The 20,214-nt window shown below is 47.4% G+C and carries 20 protein-coding genes; 9 read left to right on the forward strand and 11 right to left on the reverse strand.

Going from position 1 to position 20,214, the window contains the following annotated elements; all coding sequences use genetic code 11:
• Positions 1 to 26: 26 nt before the first annotated feature.
• From pcnB to panC, 4 genes are read left to right on the forward strand one after another with little or no spacing between them, the layout of a single operon-like run.
• Positions 27 to 1,349, forward strand: coding sequence for a polynucleotide adenylyltransferase PcnB (gene pcnB / locus EST55_RS08965; RefSeq protein ID WP_129497232.1), 1,323 nt, complete (start codon positions 27 to 29; stop codon positions 1,347 to 1,349).
• On the forward strand, positions 1,336 to 1,842 hold the full coding sequence (gene folK, locus EST55_RS08970) for a 2-amino-4-hydroxy-6-hydroxymethyldihydropteridine diphosphokinase (RefSeq protein ID WP_100691429.1): 507 nt from the start codon (positions 1,336 to 1,338) through the stop codon (positions 1,840 to 1,842). The genes pcnB and folK overlap by 14 nt, the downstream gene beginning before the upstream one ends.
• A gap of 19 nt (positions 1,843 to 1,861) precedes the next feature.
• Entirely contained in the window at positions 1,862 to 2,656 is a 795-nt protein-coding gene (panB, locus tag EST55_RS08975; protein ID WP_129497210.1) for a 3-methyl-2-oxobutanoate hydroxymethyltransferase, read from the forward strand.
• Positions 2,653 to 3,498 (forward strand): pantoate--beta-alanine ligase, encoded by an 846-nt coding sequence (panC, locus tag EST55_RS08980; RefSeq protein ID WP_129497211.1) that lies wholly within the window; start codon positions 2,653 to 2,655, stop codon positions 3,496 to 3,498. Before panB ends, panC begins: the two co-directional genes overlap by 4 nt.
• A 13-nt stretch (positions 3,499 to 3,511) precedes the next feature.
• Here the strand turns inward: panC and panP are convergent, their stop codons facing one another.
• Genes panP through mpl form a run of 6 tightly spaced genes read right to left on the reverse strand, consistent with a single transcriptional unit; the run spans position 3,512 to position 9,513 of the window.
• Positions 3,512 to 5,161 carry a pyridoxal-dependent aspartate 1-decarboxylase PanP gene (gene panP, locus EST55_RS08985; protein ID WP_129497212.1) on the reverse strand — a complete coding sequence of 550 codons (1,650 nt, stop codon included), beginning with the start codon at positions 5,159 to 5,161 and terminating at the stop codon, positions 3,512 to 3,514.
• A complete protein-coding gene (locus EST55_RS08990; RefSeq protein WP_129497213.1) occupies positions 5,162 to 5,836 on the reverse strand; it encodes an SAM-dependent methyltransferase in 675 nt (224 codons plus the stop codon).
• On the reverse strand, positions 5,836 to 6,612 hold the full coding sequence (locus tag EST55_RS08995; RefSeq protein ID WP_088767421.1) for an ABC transporter permease: 777 nt from the start codon (positions 6,610 to 6,612) through the stop codon (positions 5,836 to 5,838). The genes EST55_RS08990 and EST55_RS08995 overlap by 1 nt, the downstream gene beginning before the upstream one ends.
• Positions 6,609 to 7,538, reverse strand: coding sequence for an ABC transporter ATP-binding protein (locus EST55_RS09000; protein WP_129497214.1), 930 nt, complete (start codon positions 7,536 to 7,538; stop codon positions 6,609 to 6,611). The genes EST55_RS08995 and EST55_RS09000 overlap by 4 nt, the downstream gene beginning before the upstream one ends.
• A gap of 8 nt (positions 7,539 to 7,546) precedes the next feature.
• Positions 7,547 to 8,167 carry a flavin prenyltransferase UbiX gene (locus tag EST55_RS09005; protein ID WP_088767419.1) on the reverse strand — a complete coding sequence of 207 codons (621 nt, stop codon included), beginning with the start codon at positions 8,165 to 8,167 and terminating at the stop codon, positions 7,547 to 7,549.
• On the reverse strand, positions 8,164 to 9,513 hold the full coding sequence (mpl, locus tag EST55_RS09010) for a UDP-N-acetylmuramate:L-alanyl-gamma-D-glutamyl-meso-diaminopimelate ligase (RefSeq protein ID WP_129497215.1): 1,350 nt from the start codon (positions 9,511 to 9,513) through the stop codon (positions 8,164 to 8,166). Before mpl ends, EST55_RS09005 begins: the two co-directional genes overlap by 4 nt.
• A gap of 150 nt (positions 9,514 to 9,663) precedes the next feature.
• Between mpl and EST55_RS09015 the strand changes: the two genes are divergently transcribed.
• The 5 genes from EST55_RS09015 (at position 9,664) to EST55_RS09035 (ending at position 13,682) form a co-directional block, all read left to right on the forward strand.
• A complete protein-coding gene (locus tag EST55_RS09015; RefSeq protein WP_088767417.1) occupies positions 9,664 to 10,647 on the forward strand; it encodes a class 1 fructose-bisphosphatase in 984 nt (327 codons plus the stop codon).
• 83 nt (positions 10,648 to 10,730) lie between these two features.
• Complete coding sequence (gene ppa, locus EST55_RS09020; protein ID WP_088767416.1) at positions 10,731 to 11,261, forward strand: inorganic diphosphatase; 531 nt, start codon at positions 10,731 to 10,733, stop codon at positions 11,259 to 11,261.
• Between the two features lie 26 nt (positions 11,262 to 11,287).
• Positions 11,288 to 11,986 (forward strand): ABC transporter ATP-binding protein, encoded by a 699-nt coding sequence (locus EST55_RS09025; RefSeq protein ID WP_129497216.1) that lies wholly within the window; start codon positions 11,288 to 11,290, stop codon positions 11,984 to 11,986.
• Positions 11,983 to 13,215 (forward strand): ABC transporter permease, encoded by a 1,233-nt coding sequence (locus EST55_RS09030; RefSeq protein WP_129497217.1) that lies wholly within the window; start codon positions 11,983 to 11,985, stop codon positions 13,213 to 13,215. The genes EST55_RS09025 and EST55_RS09030 overlap by 4 nt, the downstream gene beginning before the upstream one ends.
• A complete protein-coding gene (locus tag EST55_RS09035) occupies positions 13,212 to 13,682 on the forward strand; it encodes a DUF3299 domain-containing protein (RefSeq protein ID WP_088767413.1) in 471 nt (156 codons plus the stop codon). Before EST55_RS09030 ends, EST55_RS09035 begins: the two co-directional genes overlap by 4 nt.
• Here EST55_RS09035 and EST55_RS09040 read toward each other — a convergent pair.
• From EST55_RS09040 to EST55_RS09060, 5 genes are all read right to left on the reverse strand, one after another.
• A complete protein-coding gene (locus tag EST55_RS09040) occupies positions 13,648 to 15,888 on the reverse strand; it encodes an EAL domain-containing protein (RefSeq protein ID WP_129497218.1) in 2,241 nt (746 codons plus the stop codon). The two genes, EST55_RS09035 and EST55_RS09040, sit on opposite strands and share 35 nt — an antisense overlap.
• Positions 15,889 to 15,976: 88 nt before the next feature.
• Entirely contained in the window at positions 15,977 to 16,666 is a 690-nt protein-coding gene (locus tag EST55_RS09045; protein WP_129497219.1) for a TIGR04219 family outer membrane beta-barrel protein, read from the reverse strand.
• 21 nt (positions 16,667 to 16,687) lie between these two features.
• On the reverse strand, positions 16,688 to 17,101 hold the full coding sequence (locus tag EST55_RS09050; RefSeq protein ID WP_129497220.1) for a copper chaperone PCu(A)C: 414 nt from the start codon (positions 17,099 to 17,101) through the stop codon (positions 16,688 to 16,690).
• Between the two features lie 44 nt (positions 17,102 to 17,145).
• Positions 17,146 to 17,463 (reverse strand): hypothetical protein, encoded by a 318-nt coding sequence (locus tag EST55_RS09055; protein WP_129497221.1) that lies wholly within the window; start codon positions 17,461 to 17,463, stop codon positions 17,146 to 17,148.
• Between the two features lie 155 nt (positions 17,464 to 17,618).
• On the reverse strand, positions 17,619 to 20,048 hold the full coding sequence (locus tag EST55_RS09060; RefSeq protein ID WP_129497222.1) for a TonB-dependent receptor: 2,430 nt from the start codon (positions 20,046 to 20,048) through the stop codon (positions 17,619 to 17,621).
• Between the last annotated feature and the right edge of the window lie 166 nt (positions 20,049 to 20,214).

The following is a 20,214-nucleotide window of genomic DNA, read 5'->3' on the forward strand; positions in this document are numbered from 1 at the left end:
ACAGTCGTTTACCGGCGTTGAAAGTTATCCCAAGAGATAAACACCCTGTATCCCGGAACGACATTAGCAAAAACGCACTTAAAGTCTTGTACCGCTTACATAACAGCGGCTTTGACGCTTATTTAGTGGGCGGTTGCGTACGTGATATTTTACTCGGTATTCAACCGAAAGACTTCGACGTGACCACCAATGCGACGCCTGAACAGGTGAAATCGCTATTTCGAAACTGCCGCCTTATTGGTCGTCGGTTTCGTCTGGCGCATGTCGTGTTTGGCAAAGAGATTATTGAGGTCGCTACGTTTCGCGGGCATCACGCCGATGACACCGACTCAAAAAGCAGTAAGAAAAACCAGCACGCACACAGTGATGAGCATGGTCAGTTAGTACGCGACAATGTCTATGGCACCATAGAGGAAGACGCAGAGCGCCGTGATTTCACCGCTAACGCGCTGTATTACAACATTGCCGACTTTGCCATTTATGACTTTGCTAACGGCGTCGACGACATCAATAAGGGGGTTTTGCGGTTAATTGGCGATGCGGAGACACGCTACCGAGAAGATCCGGTTAGAATGCTGCGCGCAGTGCGTTTTGCGACCAAACTCAACATGCAAATGGATAACGCCGTTCGCGAACCGATTAACGAGTTGGCTCCGTTGCTCGCGAACATTCCACCTGCGCGTCTGTTTGATGAATTTTTGAAAATGTTTATGTCGGGTAAAGCTACGGCAAACTTTTCACTGATGATGGAGCTGGGGCTCTTCCAACAGCTATTCCCAATACTCAAAGGGCATTTAAGTGATGCTCAGTCACCGGCGTATCAAATGCTGTTGAAAGCCTTTAAGGATACGGATAAACGTATTGCTGAAGACAAACGCGTAACGCCGGCATACCTCATTGCTGTACTGTTATGGTGGCCGCTTCTGGCTCGCAAAGAGCAGCTGGAAAATGAAGGCGGCCTGCCACCGATGGATGCAATAAACATTGCAGCTGCCGATGTGGTACACAGGCAGTCTCAGCGTGTTTCGATTCCTAAACGCTTCAGTCTACCCGCTCGTGAAATTTGGCAGCTGCAAAGACGTTTGCAAGTCACAAAAGGTGGTCGTGCCATGAAAGCACTTGAGCACAAACGCTTCCGTGCCGCTTATGACTTTATGCTGCTACGTGCCCACGCCCAGCCAGATGAGAAAAAGCTGGCTGAACTGGCACAGTTCTGGACAGAAGCTCAGAATAATCCGGCGAAGCTGAAAACTGGCAAGTCCGGCGCACCTACCGGCAAGCCCAGACGCCGTCGTCGCGGGCCGCGTAAGAAGAAGCCACAAAACAATCCAGATAATGGCTCAGCATAAAGCCTATGTCGCACTGGGGAGTAATTTAAACGACCCACTCAATAACTTACTCAGTGCGCTTTCACGATTAAATCGGTCCAATAGCTGGCGCCTTGTCAGCTATTCGTCACTGTACGGCAGCAAGCCCATGGGACCGCAAGATCAGCCAGACTACGTCAATGCAGTCTGTCAGTTAAGCACAAACCTGCCCGCCTACGATTTACTGCAGTCACTGCATGCTATTGAAGATGAATTCGGCCGCAAACGAGTTCGTCACTGGGGGGAGCGTACATTAGATCTCGACTTGTTATTATTCGATGACGAGACGCACCAAAACTCAGACTTGACGGTTCCTCACCCGGGCCTGTATGAGCGCAGCTTTGTCTTGTATCCTCTGCTTGAAATAGCACCGTCACTTGTCTTGCCCAATGGAAAAACAGTGACTGAACAAACCAAGGCACTTACCGAAAATGGCCTTGACGTGCTAGTCTACCAGTCATCTATTTCTTTATAACGTTGCTAAAGGTCGCATAATGGCTACAACCAGTATTGCTACATTGCAAAAAATGAAGCGCGAAGGCGTTAAAATTAGTTCGTTAACCGCCTACGACTCCAGCTTCGCAAAATTAATGACCGAACAAGGTGTCGACTTTATGCTTGTCGGCGACTCTTTAGGTAATGTTGTTCAGGGTCGCAATTCGACCGTGCCTGTCACACTCGGCGACATGGTCTACCATACAGAGTGCGTGCGCCGCGGTGCACCCGATGCCTTCGTGATTAGCGATATGTCGTTCATGACCTACTCAACACCGGAACAAACTTACGATAATGCCGCAGTACTTATGCAAGCCGGCGCCAATATGGTGAAACTGGAAGGCGGTGAGTGGCTGGAAGAGACCATTAAAGGTCTACATACCCGTGGTATCCCGGTTTGTGCACACCTTGGTTTGCTGCCGCAGTCCGTCAATGTATTAGGCGGCTACAAAGTACAAGGCAAAGAAGAGCAACAGGCAGAAAATACGCTGCGTCAGGCAAAAGCGCTTGAAGCGGCAGGTGCTCAACTGTTGGTTCTGGAATGTATTCCATCCAGTTTAGGCAAACGTATTACCGATGCTTTAAACATTCCAACCATTGGTATTGGCGCAGGCCCTGACACCGACGGCCAGATATTGGTAATGCACGACATGCTGGGCATGAACAGTGACTATTTGCCTAAATTTGCCAAAGACTTTCTGGCGCAGGGAGGCTCTCTTGCCGACGCGTTTCGTTTATACACCGAGCAAGTGCGCTCGGGCGAATTTCCGGCTCCGGAGCACTGCTATAAATGAAGGTACTAAAAAGCTTACAGGCGCTTCGTGAGTGGCGTAGTGCGCAGCAGCAGGTTGCACTTGTTCCGACCATGGGCAATTTACATGACGGGCACTTGCAGCTGGTAAAAAATGCGCTACAACATTGCGACACTGTCGTGGTGAGTATTTTTGTAAACCCAATGCAGTTTGGCCCTAACGAAGATCTCGACAGCTACCCCAGAACCTTAGAGGCCGACTGCAGCGCATTAGAAACGTTAGGGGTTAGTGCTGTCTTTACCCCGACGGTCAACGATGTTTACCCGCGCGGACTGGAGCAACAAACAAAGGTTAGCGTGCCCGGCATTAGCGATATTCTCTGTGGCGCCAGCCGCCCGGGCCATTTTGAAGGTGTCGCGACCATTGTTTGCAAACTGTTCAATATGGTGCAACCACAAGTCGCTGTTTTTGGTGAGAAAGACTACCAACAGCTGCAAGTTATTCGCCTAATGACTCAGGACTTAAGCTTGCCGGTAGACGTTGTCGGCGTACCAACACAGCGAGAAGCCAGTGGTTTAGCTTTAAGCTCACGCAACGGTTATTTAACAGCGGAAGAGAAAACTCAAGCAACCGCTCTTTACAAAAGCCTTCAAGATGCGAAGGCGGGGCTTGAACGCGAGGAAGACTTTGAACAAGTAGAGTCTCAGGCGGTGCAACAATTAGGAAAAGCGGGCTTTAAAGTGGACTACTTTAGCATCCGCAACGCTGATGACTTACAACCCGCCTCAGAAAAAGATGAGAAGTGGGTCATATTGGCCGCTGCTTTTTTGGGAAAAACCCGCCTGATAGACAACCTTCAGGTCGATAATCCAGCGACCACTTAACTCACTTTTCGCTTTAATTCAGCATACCGAGTTCACGCATCTCGGTATGCAAAGCGCCTCGCAGACTGGTGGCTTTGGAAGCTATTTCGCGCTGCTCTTCCAGTACTTCTTCCAGCATGTCGTGCGTTGTTAGCGGGTTCGCCAACACAACACGAAACACCACAGTGGGTTCATGATGATACTGTGCTGGTGTCAATTTGGTCCGCGATACAAATGAGCGCCCGGTTTCACGCTGACGTTTTTGAATATAACGCGTTAACGCATTTAAGTGCGGGGTTAAACGCGCCAACTGCTCAGACGTTGCGTTTTCAAGCGCCTTTTTAACTCTTTCCGGTACAAAGCGATAGGTCAGTATGCAAAGCTCCGGCTCGGTAATGACCTCGAAGTCATCTTGCTCACTAATAAGTTTCGAAAAGTAACGCGCTTTATCAATACTGTTGTTAATTAGCAGCTCATAACCCCGGCGCCCTATCACGTGCATAGCGGAAAACACCATCATGGCCATGCCCGCCCGGGAGCCCTCCATGGTATGCGAGCCGAGGTCTTTAGAGCCTTGTCGAATAATATACTCGGCATGATGTTCTATCGACTTCACCAATGACGGGTTCTTAAACAATACCAGACCGGCCCCCATCGGCACGTACATTTGCTTGTGGGCATCAATGGTAATGCTGTCGGCACGCTCAACACCATGCAATAGTGACCGGTGCTGCTCTGATAACAGGGTTGCGCCACCCCATGCAGCATCAATATGAAAATGCGCGCCAATATCTTCGGCGACATCGGCCATCTCGTCTAGCGGGTCAATGTGTCCGGTCTCTGTGGTACCCGCCACACCAACCAGTGCCAGTACTTTGCCGCCCTCTGCAGATATTGCTTCACAGGTTTCACGCAGCTTATCGATACGAATGCGGTTGTTGCTGTCTGTGGGCACTGCCACTAAATTACGCCGACCAATACCCAAAACATCGGCGGCTTTGCTCAACGAGTAGTGTCCGCGCTCAGAAACCACCACCGTCAATCGTGAGTAGCCATAATGTTGCAAGCCAGCAGCAATACCGTCCGCAGCAATGCCCCCGAAATTACCATCAGCTTGTAATAGTCGGTTTCGTGCTACCCATAACGCCGTCATATTGGCGATAGTCCCGCCTGAGCAGAAGGCGCCCAATGAGTGTTGGGCACTGTGCATCCAACGGTTATAAAACGTCGCCTCTTCGCGGTAAACCAGATGGTGCAGCATGCCAATGACGTTACGCTCCAATGGCGTAAATGCTTTTGAAGTTTCTATTTTCACCAGGTTCTGGTTCAAACCGACCATCAGCTTCGCCAGCGGCAATAAAAAATAGGGTAACGCTGATGTCATGTGCCCAATAAAACGCGGCGAAGCGGTATGTACTGAGTGAGCCACCAATTTATCGAGCAAAAACTCCGTATGGTCAGAAACGAATTGCGGCTCTTCGGGGATTTGTGACCGGTCAAAGTCTCGCTCAATTTCCTGCAGAGGCTTCTCGCGCGCAACGATATGATCACCCAAAAACCCCATGAGGTTCTCGGATAAATGCTTTTCGATTTTACTCAATGTCGAGTCGGGCGCTTCCGGAATGGTGAAAATGCGATAAAGCGATTCTTCACTAACCTCAGCCACTTCGGGTTTAGAGCTCAATTACGTCTCCTTCGATAAATCTGCGTCGAGTTGCCACAACGGCTGGCCACTGGCTTTATACTTGCGCTCAAACGGCGTCATAATCTCTTCGTCGTTTTTAACAAGTGACACCTGTGCCTGACAACCACTCACCATAAGCGCTTGCGTTACTTCCAGCAAGTAAAGGCTCCAGTTGGAGCGCATGTGTAAGTGCCCACCAAGTTCAACCACGTCTTTCCATACCGGGCTGCCATGCCAGCGTCGAGACAAGTGTGATGCCTTGGGCCAGGGGTTTGGGTATAAAATACAATGTTTTTCAAGCGTCCAGTTGGCCTGGTTGGCCAGACGCCAAAAGTCGATAAGATCAGCCCGAACGATCCAGTAGCGCTGGCCTTTTTCATTATTCTGGTAATGACTATGACGCGCCAACCGGTGTGCTGACTTATCAATACCAATAACCATGGCATCGGGATGCTGCTCAGCCAGTTTCGCCGTGCTCTCTCCGACACCACAGCAAGAGTCCAAAATAATCGGTCCATTCCAATCCTCAACTTGCGCATTAATATCTTCAAATGCCCTGAGGTTATGCTCCTGAAATGGCTTTTTGAACGCACTGCCTAAATGACGCTCAACCACGGCTACGGTGTCTTCGTGCGGTCCATGTTGGTTACTACTAACCGGCCTTGCTTCATTCATTACGAGCGAATTCCTATGCCTTTTTCAAGGATGTAGTAAGCAACGCCGAAAAACAGCACGTTAAAGCCAACCAGCACAGACACGGCAACCCCAATGCCCACATCCGACTGGCCTAAAAAGCCATAGCGGAAACCGTTCACCATGTAGAGAACAGGATTCGCCATAGACACTTTTTGCCAAAATTCAGGCAGTAAACTAACAGAATAGAAGACCCCGCCTAAGTAAGTCAGTGGCGTCAGTACAAAGGTCGGCACTATGGATATATCGTCAAACGTTTTACCATAAACGGCGTTAATCAAACCGCCTAAGCAGAATAATGTCGAGGTTAGTACCACCGTTAAGACAACGTAACCCACGTGCGCTATTTGAATATCGGCGAATAAAAACGACACACAAGTGACAATAACCGCCACTATCATCGCTCGTGCCATGCCGCCGCCAACGTAACCGGCAATAATAACCGAGGTCGGTACAGGCGACACCAACATTTCTTCTATGTTGCGTTGGAATTTCGCGCTGAAAAACGAAGATGCGACGTTTGAGTAAGAGTTCGTAATAACCGACATCATAATAAGACCCGGTACAATAAACTCCATGTAACCAACGCCGCTCATTTCACCAATACGTTCACCGACAATGCTACCGAAAATAACAAAGTATAGCGTCATGGTAATGGCTGGCGGCACCAGGGTTTGTACCCAGATTCTTAAAAAGCGGGTGCACTCTTTTATCCAAATGGTCTTCAATGCGATAAAGTTCGATGCTGAGTGACTCATTGCGCAGTCTCCTTCTGACGCCCCTTTTCAACCATTGAGACAAAGAGCTCTTCAAGTCGGTTAGCTTTATTTCGCATGGATAATACTTTTACCTGTTGCTCGCTCAGTTGCTCAAACACGCGGTTAAGACCGGCGTCCTTATCGACCTCGACTTCAATCGTATGGTCGTCTGTCCAACGGTGATTAAAGCCGTCAATGGTTGCACCATTATGCCCCGGCTCAACATCCAGAATGAAAGTTTCCCGGCTTAAGGTTGCCAGCAGTCGTTTGATAGAGGTGTCTTCAACAATTTGCCCTGCATCGATAATGCCAATGTTACGACACAGCATTTCCGCCTCTTCAAGGTAATGCGTCGTCAAAATAATGGTAATGCCCTGCTCGTTAATTTTGGTCAGGTAATCCCACATTGAGCGACGCAGTTCAATATCAACGCCGGCAGTAGGTTCATCCAAAATCAATAGTTTCGGCTCGTGTAATAACGCCCGGGCAATCATTAAGCGGCGCTTCATGCCACCTGACAAAGAACGCGCTGGCTCATTTCGTTTGTCCCATAAGCCCAATTGCTTCAAGTATTTTTCCGAACGCTCTTTGGCAAGTTGCCTGGGCACACCATAGTAGCCAGCTTGGTTCACCACAATTTGCTGAACTGTTTCGAACTGGTTGAAATTGAATTCCTGTGGTACTAGCCCAATTTGGCGTTTCAAATCAGCTAGCTGAGTATCCAGATCGTAGCCAAACACGCTGACCTTGCCTGACGTTTTATTCACCAGTGAAGAAATAATGCCAATAGTGGTCGACTTACCGGCACCATTGGGCCCAAGCAATGCGTAAAAATCACCTTCTTCTACTGACAGGTCGATACCTTTGAGTGCTTCAAAACCGCCTCGGTAGACCTTTCTTAACCCTTTAATTTCTAGCGCTTTCATACTCTGTACTATGACTCCTTTGAGTAGCCCCAACGCGCGACCAGTTTCTGTTCCAGTCCCAAATGATCAAGCACTCGGGCAACCATAAAATCGATTAAGTCGTCTATACTCTCTGGCTTATGATAAAACCCGGGCGCTGCCGGCATTATCGTGACGCCCTGCTGACTTAACTGCAGCATATTCTGTAAATGTATGGTCGATAACGGTGACTCGCGCGGAACCAAAATAAGTTGTCCCCGCTCTTTCATAACAACATCGGCAGCCCGTTCTATAAGCGTGTTACTGCTACCACAAGCGACTGCCGACAAGGTGCTGGTTGAACAGGGACAAACCACCATTTTCTTTGGGGCAGACGAACCTGACGCCACCGGCGAGAACCACTCTTCTTTACCGAACACCTGCAGGCTATCGTCGCTAGCTGAAAAGTATTGACGTAATTGCTCAGCCGCTTTGTCAGGCGCTGCCGGCAGTTGCATACCATGTTCAGTTGCCAGCACCACTCTGGCTGCGCTGGATATCAGCAAAAACACCTGTTGATCTTGATCAAGCAGGCATTGTATCAAACGCAGTGCATAAGGTGCACCCGACGCGCCGGTGATAGCGACAGTGACTCGGTTATCCTGTTTCATTGGGCCTCCTGACTTTGTTGAAGCGCACTGAGAAAACGGCGATGCAACCCATCAAAACTGCCATTACTCATGATAACTACGGAATCTTCCGGCTGAGCTTCATGCAGCAGCCCCTCGAGCAACTGCTCGGTGCTAGTGAAAACGTGTGCATTCGGTAACACCCGCGCTAGCTCCCACTTCAAGCCTTCAGGTTGCAGTACAAACACGTCATCGGCCGCTCGTAAAGCTTCTTCCATAGCATCAGCGTGAACCCCCATTTTCATTGTATTTGAACGTGGCTCAAGCACCGCAATAATACGCGAGTTCGGCAAGTGTGAACGCAAGCCATTCAGCGTTGTTTTAATTGCACTAGGATGGTGCGCAAAGTCATCGTAGACTTTTATACGGTTGTGCTCGCCAATCAGTTCCATACGTCGTTTCGGGCTTTGAAAGCGGCTTAAGGAGTCAGCACTTTGCTCTGCCGGAATGCCCACATGACGAGCAGCAATAATAGCCATCATCGCGTTATTAACGTTGTGTTCGCCTAATAAAGGCCATTCAACGGTTGCGACGGTGTCGTCTTCATGAACGACCTCGAAGGACGTGCCATCCTTGTTGTTAAGCTTTGCCGACCAGTCTTTACCCAATTGGACTTTATCGCTCCAGCAGCCACCGTCAACAACGTTATTTAACGCCGTGTCTTCCGTTGGATAAATAATCTGCCCGGAATCCGGCACAACACGTAGCAAGTGCGAAAACTGTCTTTTAATAGCGGCAAGATCATCGAAGATATCCGCATGATCAAACTCAAGGTTATTCAATATCAGCGTGTCGGGTGCATAATGTACGAACTTCGAACGCTTATCGAAAAACGCCGTGTCATATTCATCGGCTTCAATCACAAAAAAGTCTGACTCGGTCAACCTTGCACTGACAGAGAAGTTTCCCGGCACACCACCAATCATGAACCCAGGATTATAACCGTTATCTTCCAGGATCCACGCTAGCATACTGGCCGTTGTGGTTTTGCCGTGAGTACCAGCAACCGCAAGTACCCAGCGTCGGGTCAATATATTGTCATGCAGCCATTGTGCACCAGAGACATAAGGAAGCCGCTCACGCAGTACCGCTTCCACTTCTTCATTCCCCCGGCTCAATGCGTTGCCAATAATCACCAGGTCCGGCACAGGGTTCAGGTTTGCTTCGGCATACCCCTTCATTAACTCTATGCCCAAGTTTTCCAGCTGTGTGCTCATTGGCGGGTACACGCTGGCATCGGAACCGGTTACCTTGTGTCCAAGTTGTTGAGCAATGGCGGCCACCCCTCCCATGAAGGTACCGCAAATACCGACGATATGAATATGCATGCGTCAATCCAATTCATCTATTTGTTACTGAAGCGAAAGTGTACCACGTCAAAAACGCCAAACAGGATTTTTACTAAAAAATAAGGTATCATTTGCGCCCTCAAAAACATGTCGTTTAACGCACCAACATTTTAAGCTGCAGGAACTGTTATGAAACGCTTATTGCCTACACTGAGAGCCGACCAAACCAGCGAGTCACTGATATCCGTTATTAACACCATTCAAATTGCAGCCAAGGAAATTTCGTTCCGACTTCATCAGGGCGCGCTAGCCGGCGTACTAGGCTCAACGCTGGATGAAAATATTCAGGGCGAAACTCAGAAAAAGCTCGATGTGGTTGCCAACCAACTGCTGAAAAGCCTATTGCTGGAATCACCCAATGTTCATGCAGTCGCCTCTGAAGAAGAAGACTCCGTTGTCGACAGCCCGAATTCCGGCCATTACTTAGTAGCGTTTGATCCACTCGATGGAAGCTCTAATATCGATATTAACGGCGGCGTAGGCACCATCTTTTCGATACTAAGAAAGCCGGAAGGTGAAGAAACCAGCGAGTCGATGTTCCTGCAACCGGGTAAGGCTCAAGTTGCCGCAGGTTATGTATTATATGGTCCAGCTACCATGATGGTGCTAACCACCGGTAAATCGGTACGGATTTACACATTAGACCAAACTGTTGGCGAGTTTTTGTTAACGCAAGAAAAAGCAGAAATTCCAAAAGACACGACAGAGTTTGCAATCAACATGTCGAACCGCCGCCACTGGGCGGATCCAATTAAAGCCTATATCAACGACTTACTCGAAGGCAAAGAAGGGCCTCGCGGCAAGAACTTTAATATGCGTTGGAACGCAGCCATGGTGTCTGACGTACACCGAGTGCTTTCTCGTGGCGGATTGTTTACTTACCCGTGGGACGCTCGCAAACCTAAGAAGCCATTCAAGCTTCGCTTAATGTACGAAGCTGCCCCCATGGCAATGTTGGTTGAAAAAGCCGGGGGCAAAGCTTCCGACGGCTACCAACGTATTCTGGATATTGTGCCTGAGCACATTCACCAACGCGTTGCCGTGGTACTAGGTTCAGCAAACGAAGTGGACGCTTGTTTGAAGTACCATAAGCAATACCCAAAACCTTATTAGACCTTTAGCGATATTGCACGATAAAGCCGAACCGCTATAATCGCGCAATCGGTATCACTTTTACATTGAGAACAGGAAGTATTATGAGCTTAGGAAACGTACCAGCAGGCAAAAACCTGCCAGAAGAAGTTAACGTTATCATCGAGATTCCGGCAAACGCTGATCCAATTAAATATGAAGTCGACAAAGACACTGGTGCGCTGGTTGTTGACCGTTTCATGGCAACGCCAATGTTCTACCCAGCTAACTATGGCTTCGTTAATGAAACCTTGTCACTTGACGGCGACCCGGTTGACGTTTTAGTACCAACTCCTTACCCACTTCAAGCGGGTTGTGTGATCAAGTGCCGTCCAGTTGGCGTATTAAAAATGACCGATGAGTCTGGTGAAGATGCAAAAGTTATCGCCGTTCCTGTCAGCAAGTTGACCAAAGAATATGACCATATTAATGATGTGAACGACTTGCCTGAGCTCTTGAAAGCACAAATTACTCACTTCTTCGAGCGCTATAAAGAACTGGAAAAAGGCAAGTGGGTTAAAGTTGATGGTTGGGAAGACGCAGCGTCAGCTAAGGAAGAAATTAAAACGTCATTTGAGCGCGCTCAAAAGTCGTAAATTCTTAACGTAAGAAGGCAGTATCTATGACCGCCGTTTCTGTTCGTGATTTAAGCTTCGCCTGGAAGCGCAATGAACCCGCCACATTAGAAATACCCGAGTGGCAAGTACAGAACGGCGACACGCTGCTTTTACGCGGCCCCAGCGGTAGCGGAAAATCAACTTTGCTATCGCTGTTGGCTGGCATTAACACACCTCAAAAAGGCGAGCTCAGCCTTTTCGACACACCGCTTTCTAAGCTTTCCGGGCGCCAGAGAGATCGGTTTCGGGCCGATAACATCGGCTACATCTTTCAGCAGTTTAATCTTTTGCCCTATTTATCTGCATTGGACAACGCCTTATTAGCTTGTCAGTTTTCAACCGTTCGTAAAGAACGCATAGCAAAAGCCGGTGACACGCCGGAGAACTCAGCTCACGGTATGCTGAAACGTTTAGGATTGAGCGAGAGCCAGATTCAACAACCTGCACACTCACTGAGTGTTGGTCAGCAGCAACGTGTTGCTGCCGCTCGGGCATTACTTGGGGCGCCGCCACTTTTAATTGCCGACGAACCGACATCAGCACTCGACGCTGAGCACCGTGACACCTTTATTCAATTATTACTGGAGCTGTCAGCTAAAAACGACACAACGGTAATTTTTGTCACCCACGACGCAGCCTTATCGCGCTACTTTAACTCGCACGTCGAATTGAGTGACCTCAATAAAGCGGGGGCTGTCGTATGATGAAGTTGGCGATTAAAAGTTTGCTAAACCGCCGTGCGAGCGTTCTACTCACTATTGTTGCTATTGCCGTCAGCGTCACCTTACTACTGGCTGTCGAGCGCACCCGAGAACAGGTACAAACCAACTTCGCCAATACGGTATCAGGGACTGACTTAATTATTGGCGCCAGAACCAGTCAAATACAGCTCTTGCTGTCGTCTGTTTTCCATATTGGCAGTATGACCAATAATATGAGTTGGGATGCCTTTGAAGATATTCGCTCGCGCCCGGAAATAAAATGGGCGGTACCCATTTCTTTAGGCGACAGCGTCGGTGGTTTACCCGTTGTTGCCACCACAGAAGATTACTTTCAGCACTTTAAATACGGTAATAAGCAATCACTAACTTTTGCAGATGGCAACGCTTTTCACGGTGAAAAACAGGTGGTACTGGGCGCTGAAGCTGCGTCTAAATTGAATAAAAAAGTCGAGGACGACATTACTATTGCGCATGGCAGTGGCGGCATTAGCTTTAGCGAACACGACGATCATCCATTAACTGTCGTAGGTATCTTAAAACGCACGGGGACACCCGTTGACCAAACTATTCTAACCAGCTTAACGAGCCTTGAAGTGATTCATGGTGGCGAAAGCCATGACGAACATGACCACGGTGACAGTCACGCTCATCCTCCTGCAGAGAGCATTAGCGCTGCATTACTGGGGCTTAAAGCCAAACCGCTGGCGTTAAGGCTTCAACGACAAATTAACACCTACAAACCAGAGCCCTTAACAGCACTGCTGCCCGGTATGACGCTGCAGGAGCTCTGGAAAACTCTGCGTATATTCGAGCAAGCACTCACTGTTATTTCCTCGATGGTCGTGCTTATTGGGTTATTGGGTATGCTGACGATTATGCTTGCCAGTTTACGGGAACGCCGTCGCGAAATGGCGGTCTTAAGAGCAGTAGGAGCAGGGCCGGGTACCGTCTTCGGTTTGTTAGTCAGTGAAGCTTTATTACTAACGGTGGTAGGCGCCGCAAGCGGGTTGGCTCTTTTGTACTTGCTTGAATGGTCGCTGACCGGCGTTATTCAGTCGCAGACCGGCATTGTTCTTAGCTTTGCATGGCCAACAGTGGCTGAGTGGTGGCGTTTAGGGCTCGTGGTAACGACAGGTTTTGTGTTAAGTTTAATTCCAGCCTGGCGTGCCTATCGCCAGTCTTTAGCAGACGGACTTACGGTGAAAGTATGAAGCAGTTATTAGCATTAGTGTTTTTAGTCGTTGCGATGCCGACGTTTGCAGCGGAAAAAATCGGCTGGAAAGACTTAATTCCTGAAGGGTTCACCCCTCCTCCGGTTAAACCTCAATCTTACTATGATGCAAACCCCGAAGAAGATAGACAAACGAACCTGGACGCACCGGTGGTTGAGTCGTTGGACGGCAAAAAAGTCCGCATACCAGGTTATGTTGTTCAACTGGAAGGTAATGCTGACAATGTCACTGAATTTTTATTAGTGCCGTACTTTGGCGCTTGTATCCACGTTCCCCCACCGCCTCCCAATCAAATTATTCACGTTGAGTACGAAGAGGGGGTTCCTTACGAGAACACTTATGATGCCGTATGGATTGAAGGAACCATTAAGGTAGAACGCAAAGAAGGTGACTTAGCCGTTGTCGGTTACACTATGAACGCTGACTCTGTCGAAGTGTACCAGTAAGTTCTTTCTGTTCCTTTAGCAGTTTGATTAGCTCACTTGCAGGCATGGGCTTGGCAAAATAAAAGCCTTGCCCTTCGCTGCAGTCCAACCCAATAAAGTAATCACGCTGTTCCGGCTCTTCGATACCTTCAGCCAAAATCTCTAACCCCAACCGATGTGCCATATCGACAATGGTTTCAATAATGATTTGACCGCTCTTATGCGCAGAGTTGTTCACGAAGGTTTTATCAATTTTTATACGGTTAAGTGGTAGTTTCTGCAAGTAGCTCAGTGAAGAAAAGCCGACACCGAAGTCATCAATGGCCACTTTAACTCCCTGAAGTTTTAGCCGCTTAAGAATGTCTGCCACTAATTCAGGTTCTTCCATTAATATGCTTTCTGTAATTTCAAGCTCAACTCGTTCCGGCGATATACCAGACTGTTCAATTTGCTTTTCAACCAATTCCGGAAAGTCCCGCTTTCTAAATTGGGGTACCGACACATTAATCGCAATACGCAGATTAGGGAGACCCTGTTCGTCAAATGTTTGAATTTGTCGGCAAGACTCTTCAATAACCCAAGATCCAATATCAACAATGAGACCTGAATATTCCGCTAATGGAATGAATTCGGCGGGCGAAATAAAGCTACCATCGCTCTGTGGCCAGCGCAGTAACGCCTCCACACCAATAATACGCTCGCTTTCCAATTCAACTTGCGGCTGATACCACACCTCAAGTTTTCTATCTGCAAAGTCAGAGCGCAGCTTTCTGACTAGCTCCAGGCGCCGCTGCGTCTCCTGCTCCATCACCGGTTCATAAAAGTCGAAACGCTCGAATGAGTGAGTTTTGGCACTTTTTAAAGCGATATAGACTTGCTTGAGGAGACCTTTACCATTCACTTGTTCTGTATTTTCAGCTGACGTGAAACCACAAGTCACTTGTAACGGTATGTAATGTTCACCAGCCCTAAAGGGTAGAATAAACAATTGACTAAGATTGTCAGGCGTAACGATACTCTTTGGACCCGTAATGCCAAAAACGTCCGCCGAAATTCTGGAGACGAACACGTTATTACCAAGCTGCTCAGTGAGCCTGAGCGCAACGGAGCGCAGCAGTAAGTTACCAATATCTTGACCCAATCCGTCATTAACGTCTGAAAAATGGTCTATATCCAGAACCGCTATGGCGGTTTCCTGACATGGCTTCTCAGAAATACTCTGCAACTGTCGAGTAAATTCCGCCCTATTTGGGATACCCGTTAACGGATCAAGATAAGCGGCGGTGCGGAGCTCTTCGAATAAGTTCGCATTCTCAAAGCCCACAGCTATATTGGCTAAAAACACCTCCAACAGTTCCTGGTCATACTCTGCCACCGTTCGGTCAGTCTCAATGTAAGCAGCAGCCTGATGCTCTTGCCCATCAATAAAAAATACCGTCGCATGTTCCTTCTGAATATGGCGTTTTTCATTCAAACATTGCCGTACGGCGCTTTCTATTTCTTCTGAATTAAGCGTCGATAAGCTTTTTTGAATACTATTAGCAAAGTGGCCGGCAGCACCAAGCACTAAAATTTCGTTGTCTTTATGAGGTGCTCGTGCGCCTACGATACCTTCAGCATTAAGACCAAGTAATGAGGCGATTTGCGTGACGACACCTTCTGAGAAGTTAACTATGGAGTGCCGCTCCATCAAGTTCGAAGCAGAATGAATGATTTTTCTTAAGCCCCGACGGTTTTCATTAATGGTCTTTAATTGCTGGTAAGAACGCACAGCAGAAAATACAGTGGTTAATAAGCGGCTACGAGTCAATTCGGTTTTGGTTTTATAGTCATTAATGTCATACGCTTTGACAACATTTTCTTCAGGAGCATACCCGGGCTGCCCCGTTCGCAGAACGATGCGTATTTCATCATTACCAAGCTTTTCACGAATGTCTTGTGCGACTCTTAAGCCAGCATCGTCCGTTTCCATGACCACATCGAGGAGAATCATAGCAACATCATCGTGCTCACTTAGGCGATCAAGTGCTTCACTCCCACTATAGGCATGCAAAAACTGGAGGGGCTTCTCAGAAATAACGACATCGGCGAGTGCCATTTTTGTAACAGCATGAATCTCCTGATCATCGTCGACAATCAGGATTTTCCAAAAACCTTTTGGCTTATCTACCTTGATCTCTTCATCATCGTCATGAAGGAACAGCGGCTCATCAGTGGTACTGCTCATTCGCCTTCCGCTTAAATCGTTACAAACATCTAACAATTTAGCTTATAAAGTTGCACAACTGCAAGCGAATAAGCAGCATTCATTTTCTTTAGAAGTGAACTTCCAGGCCAACAAATGGACCTTTGAAGGTTACATCAGAATAGATATCATCAACATCGTCTAACTCAATGACTGAGTGGCGGTAGCCTGCATGTAAGTTCAAGTCCACTGCCAAGTTCTCAACCAATCGATACTCAACACCGATTTGAGCATCCTGCACTTTTGAGTCTTTGACACTTAACGCACTCACTTCCGCAAACATCGTCAGCTCGGTCATGGGTATGCCCACGCGAGTCGCTAAATAGGCCGTTGGCACCGTCACCGAAAAGTCTTGTCGACCAAAAGTCGTACTCACGGGTGTACGAACTGTGCCGTCAAAGTCCATTGCGTTGATGCCCGCATCGAAAGAAATAATGTCATTATCGAAAAACTCGTAATAGAAAATGTAGTCTCGATGACTAAAGTCATTACGTCCGTAGCCACCATCAAATTCAAGCGAATTTTCTCGAATTTTTACATTCGGAATTAATGGAACAGGATGCTCTAGTGCGGCGTAGTAGCTTGTTTGTCCTTTGTCTTCAAAGCCCGGAGTAAAAATTTCCGAGCCAACTCCGTACTCACCACTGGCATCGGTGTCCCAGTATTGCCCGCCAACATACAGACCTAAAACAGTGTCTGCGCTCGCAAGCGCCGGGGTCAATGCCAACGCGGCTGCGACCATAATACTTTTCTTGTACATGTTCATCCTTAATACAACGTTTTATTTAACACGAATGGAAATTTGCTGTGTTTCGCCATTGGTGAAGTGTAATTGCAAATCAAACGATTGCCCACTTTGCAGCAATGACGAGAGTCCAAATAACATAAAATGATAACTTCCGGGCTCAAAAGTAACCTGCTCATTGGGGGAGATCTGAAGAGCCTTTACCTGCCGCATGGACATCATGCCTTCATCCATCACATGAGTATGAATTTCAACATTTTTCGCCACAGACGAACTTACACGCTTTAGAGTTAGCGTATCTTTAGAAGTGTTGGTTAACGTGCCGTATGCTGCCCCATTTGCCGCACCGGGTATGCTTTCTCGAGCCCATCCGCCAGAAAAGTTAACGACCTCGGCATAAGCTGTCGAGGTCATTAATAACAATAGAAGACAACTCAATAATGCGCGCATTGTCGCTCCAGTAATTAGTTGATAATGCGCTATCTTACACTTTATTAAGGAGCCGTAGAAACCCTCGGCTTGCGAAACACTAGATAAAGAACGAAAAGACAGAGTAAAAGTGGCCAGAAGAAGCTAATTCCACTTAGTACTAGAGCGATAAATGCTGCACAGAACCCGAGTAATGTGCTGCCGAATACGGTTGTGACAATGAAGAACACCCCACCAACAACTAGCAACCAAACAATAAGAGAGACTGAAAGCTCAACTGCCGCTCCGAGAATTGAAGCTGTTAACGCAATAATCTCGTCACCAAATAATAAAAATGCGATGACCGCAATGACAATGAACCAAACTGTTTTCTTATCTGACATAACTTTATCCACGCTTGTTAATGACGTTTACGTTATTGCCTTCATGAATCATGCCAAAAATAACCTCATGTTTTTAAATGAATTTTACAGAGGCTCTGGTATTAAAAATAAAAAAACCGCCAAATAGTGGCGGTTTTTACTAAGTTATTGGTGGTTTAAAATTTATATTCTACTTCGGAGTAGAAATAAGCGCCGTTGAAACCGATAGGCGAGTTCGTATTTGGATATTTAAATATCGTATCAAACGCACTTTCTACCGGCTGCTCTTCTGGATACTCGCTAAATACGTTCTGGCCACCAACAACCAGACTTAACACATCAGAAAACGCATACCTTACCGAAATATCCGTTACCCAGTTTGGTCCGTACGTATCATTGGCTTCTTCTGCTGTTTCGCCGGTGTCGTAGTCACCAATAATATAGGTTCCAAAGTAATTGAAACGTACGTCTGTTTTCCAGTCTCCTAAGGAATGAGTGAATCCTAGAGAGCCGCTATGGTCGGGAGTTGAATCCGTCATACGGATTTTTTCATCGTAATCGAATAAGACTGATTCAAGGCCATCGAAAAGCGGTGGTAAATTAACAGACTCTATTTCCGTATTATTGAAACCATAAGCAAGTTGTGCTTTAAGTTCGCCAAAGTCATTGAAATTAAACGTCTTGCTCGCAACTATATCCAGCCCTTCTGTTTTCGTATCAACGGCATTGATAAAGAAGCGCGCGTTTTCTGCCGAAACGGTACTTAACGCATCCGCGACCGCAGGAGAATCACTTGGAAAGACTTGGTTCGATAGAATAATGCGATCATCAATATTGATACGGAAGTAGTCGAGCGTAATCGCCAAACCGTCATAACCATTCCAGACTATCCCCGCACTAATGCTGCCTGATTCTTCTGGTTGAAGGTCTGGAATACTCAGTGCTTCCGTCACGGGGCTTAGGGAGTTAAACGTGCCAGAACGCTGTAGAACCGTCTCACCGTTGACATCCACAGCCAGAGTTGAAATGTTAGTAAAGTAAAGCTGCTGGGCACTCGGTGCTCTGAAGCCTGTATTAACCGCCCCGCGTACCGCTATTCTATCAGTAATATCGTAGCGTCCAGACAGTTTCCAACTGGTATTCTCTCCAAAGTCAGAATAATCTTCGTAGCGTACAGCGCCGCCCCACATAAAGTCTGTAGTTAGCTGGTTTTCGGTTTCGAAGTACACGCCAATATTGTCACGGCTCTGATTAACTTCTGCGTCAGGTCTGAAGCCCGTGTATCCTTGACTGCCAGCAGGTCTTCCCTCGTAGCCACCGTCTATATAGGACGCCTCCTCACCGGCTTCAATCTGGTAAGTGTTGTCTCTGTAACTTACACCGAAAGCTATTGATAGATCAGAGTTGTTTACGAAAGGAACGAAACGCTGAGCATCGAATGTCATGTTCGTTTCTTCATTTGTTAGTGTGCCCGCATCAAAAGATGTCGGTGTTAACTCCGGTCCTAAAGAGGCATTGAGCGAATTTTCGACATTATATTGAAACTCACTAACCCCATAACCACCACTAAAATCCAGCGTCCACTCACCCAAGTACCACTCATATCCAGCATACGCAGAGTAGTCTTTCACGTCCGGCGCTAAAATAGGCAGGAAGCCATCAGGATAGATTTCCGTGAGCGTGTTACTTTGAATCGCGCGTCGATAAAAAGCGCCTGATTCGGACTTGCGATCACTCACACCGCCAAAAGCATAAAGTCGACCGTCACCTAAAGTCATGTCGAAATTAGCAAATAACGAAGCATTTTCATATTCAGCTTGACCTATATGAAAACTCTGTCTATCAAAGGTTGCTTCTCGGGGATCCGGGTCGCCGTTTTCAAGCAAAGGGTACTGTTGTCGGGTATCAGGACCCGCTCTATTGGTACGATTTTTATGGTGCAGTTCTCCAGATATCGTTAATGCGCCATCTTCGCCCACAGCAAAACCAGTACTCGCGGATGCGCGCCATTGTTCACCGTCACCTTTGTGAGTTTGACCAAGCTGTAAATTAGCACTACCGCCGTCTGAGTTATCTTTCAAAACAACATTAATCACACCGGCGATAGCGTCAGAACCATAAAGTGCGGCAGCACCATCTCTTAATACTTCAATACGTTTTATCGCTGACATTGGTATCGCATTCAGATCAACGTTAGAGCTCCCTCGACCTGTTGTTCCATTAAGGTGAACCAAAGCAGAGCTATGACGACGCTTTCCATTAATAAGAACAAGCGTATGATCAGGCGATAGACCTCTAAGCGATGCTGGTCTTACAGCGTCACTGCCATCCGTAATAGAGGATGATGGGAAATTAAAACTCGGCACGGCATATTGAAGTGCTTTTGCAGTATCCGTCATCCCTGTGGCAGCTAGATCCTCTCCGCTAATAATGTCTACCGGTGCTGCACCATCTGTCGCTGTTCTCATTGATAAACGCGAACCGACGACTTGAATAACTTCTTCAACTTCCGCACTTTCATTTGTGTCGGCACTTTGTGCGAATGCCACAGGAGTGACAAAAAAGCTACTAGCCAACGCTAACGTTATAGGATTTATACGTTTCATACTGCTGCTCTCCCCGTTTATATGTCCTTTAAATATAGCAGCGAAAGAGCAATTTAGTTCAGTTCGGTTAGCGATGATATATAAACATTTGTTATAAGTAGCCTGGTGCGATTGCTCTTGGTAAGGACTCATAATTTCAGCAGCGAGAAAGCGGATAGCAGGCACA

The sequence above is a fragment of the Idiomarina sp. 29L genome (genome assembly GCF_004123135.1).
GTDB lineage: Bacteria > Pseudomonadota > Gammaproteobacteria > Enterobacterales > Alteromonadaceae > Idiomarina.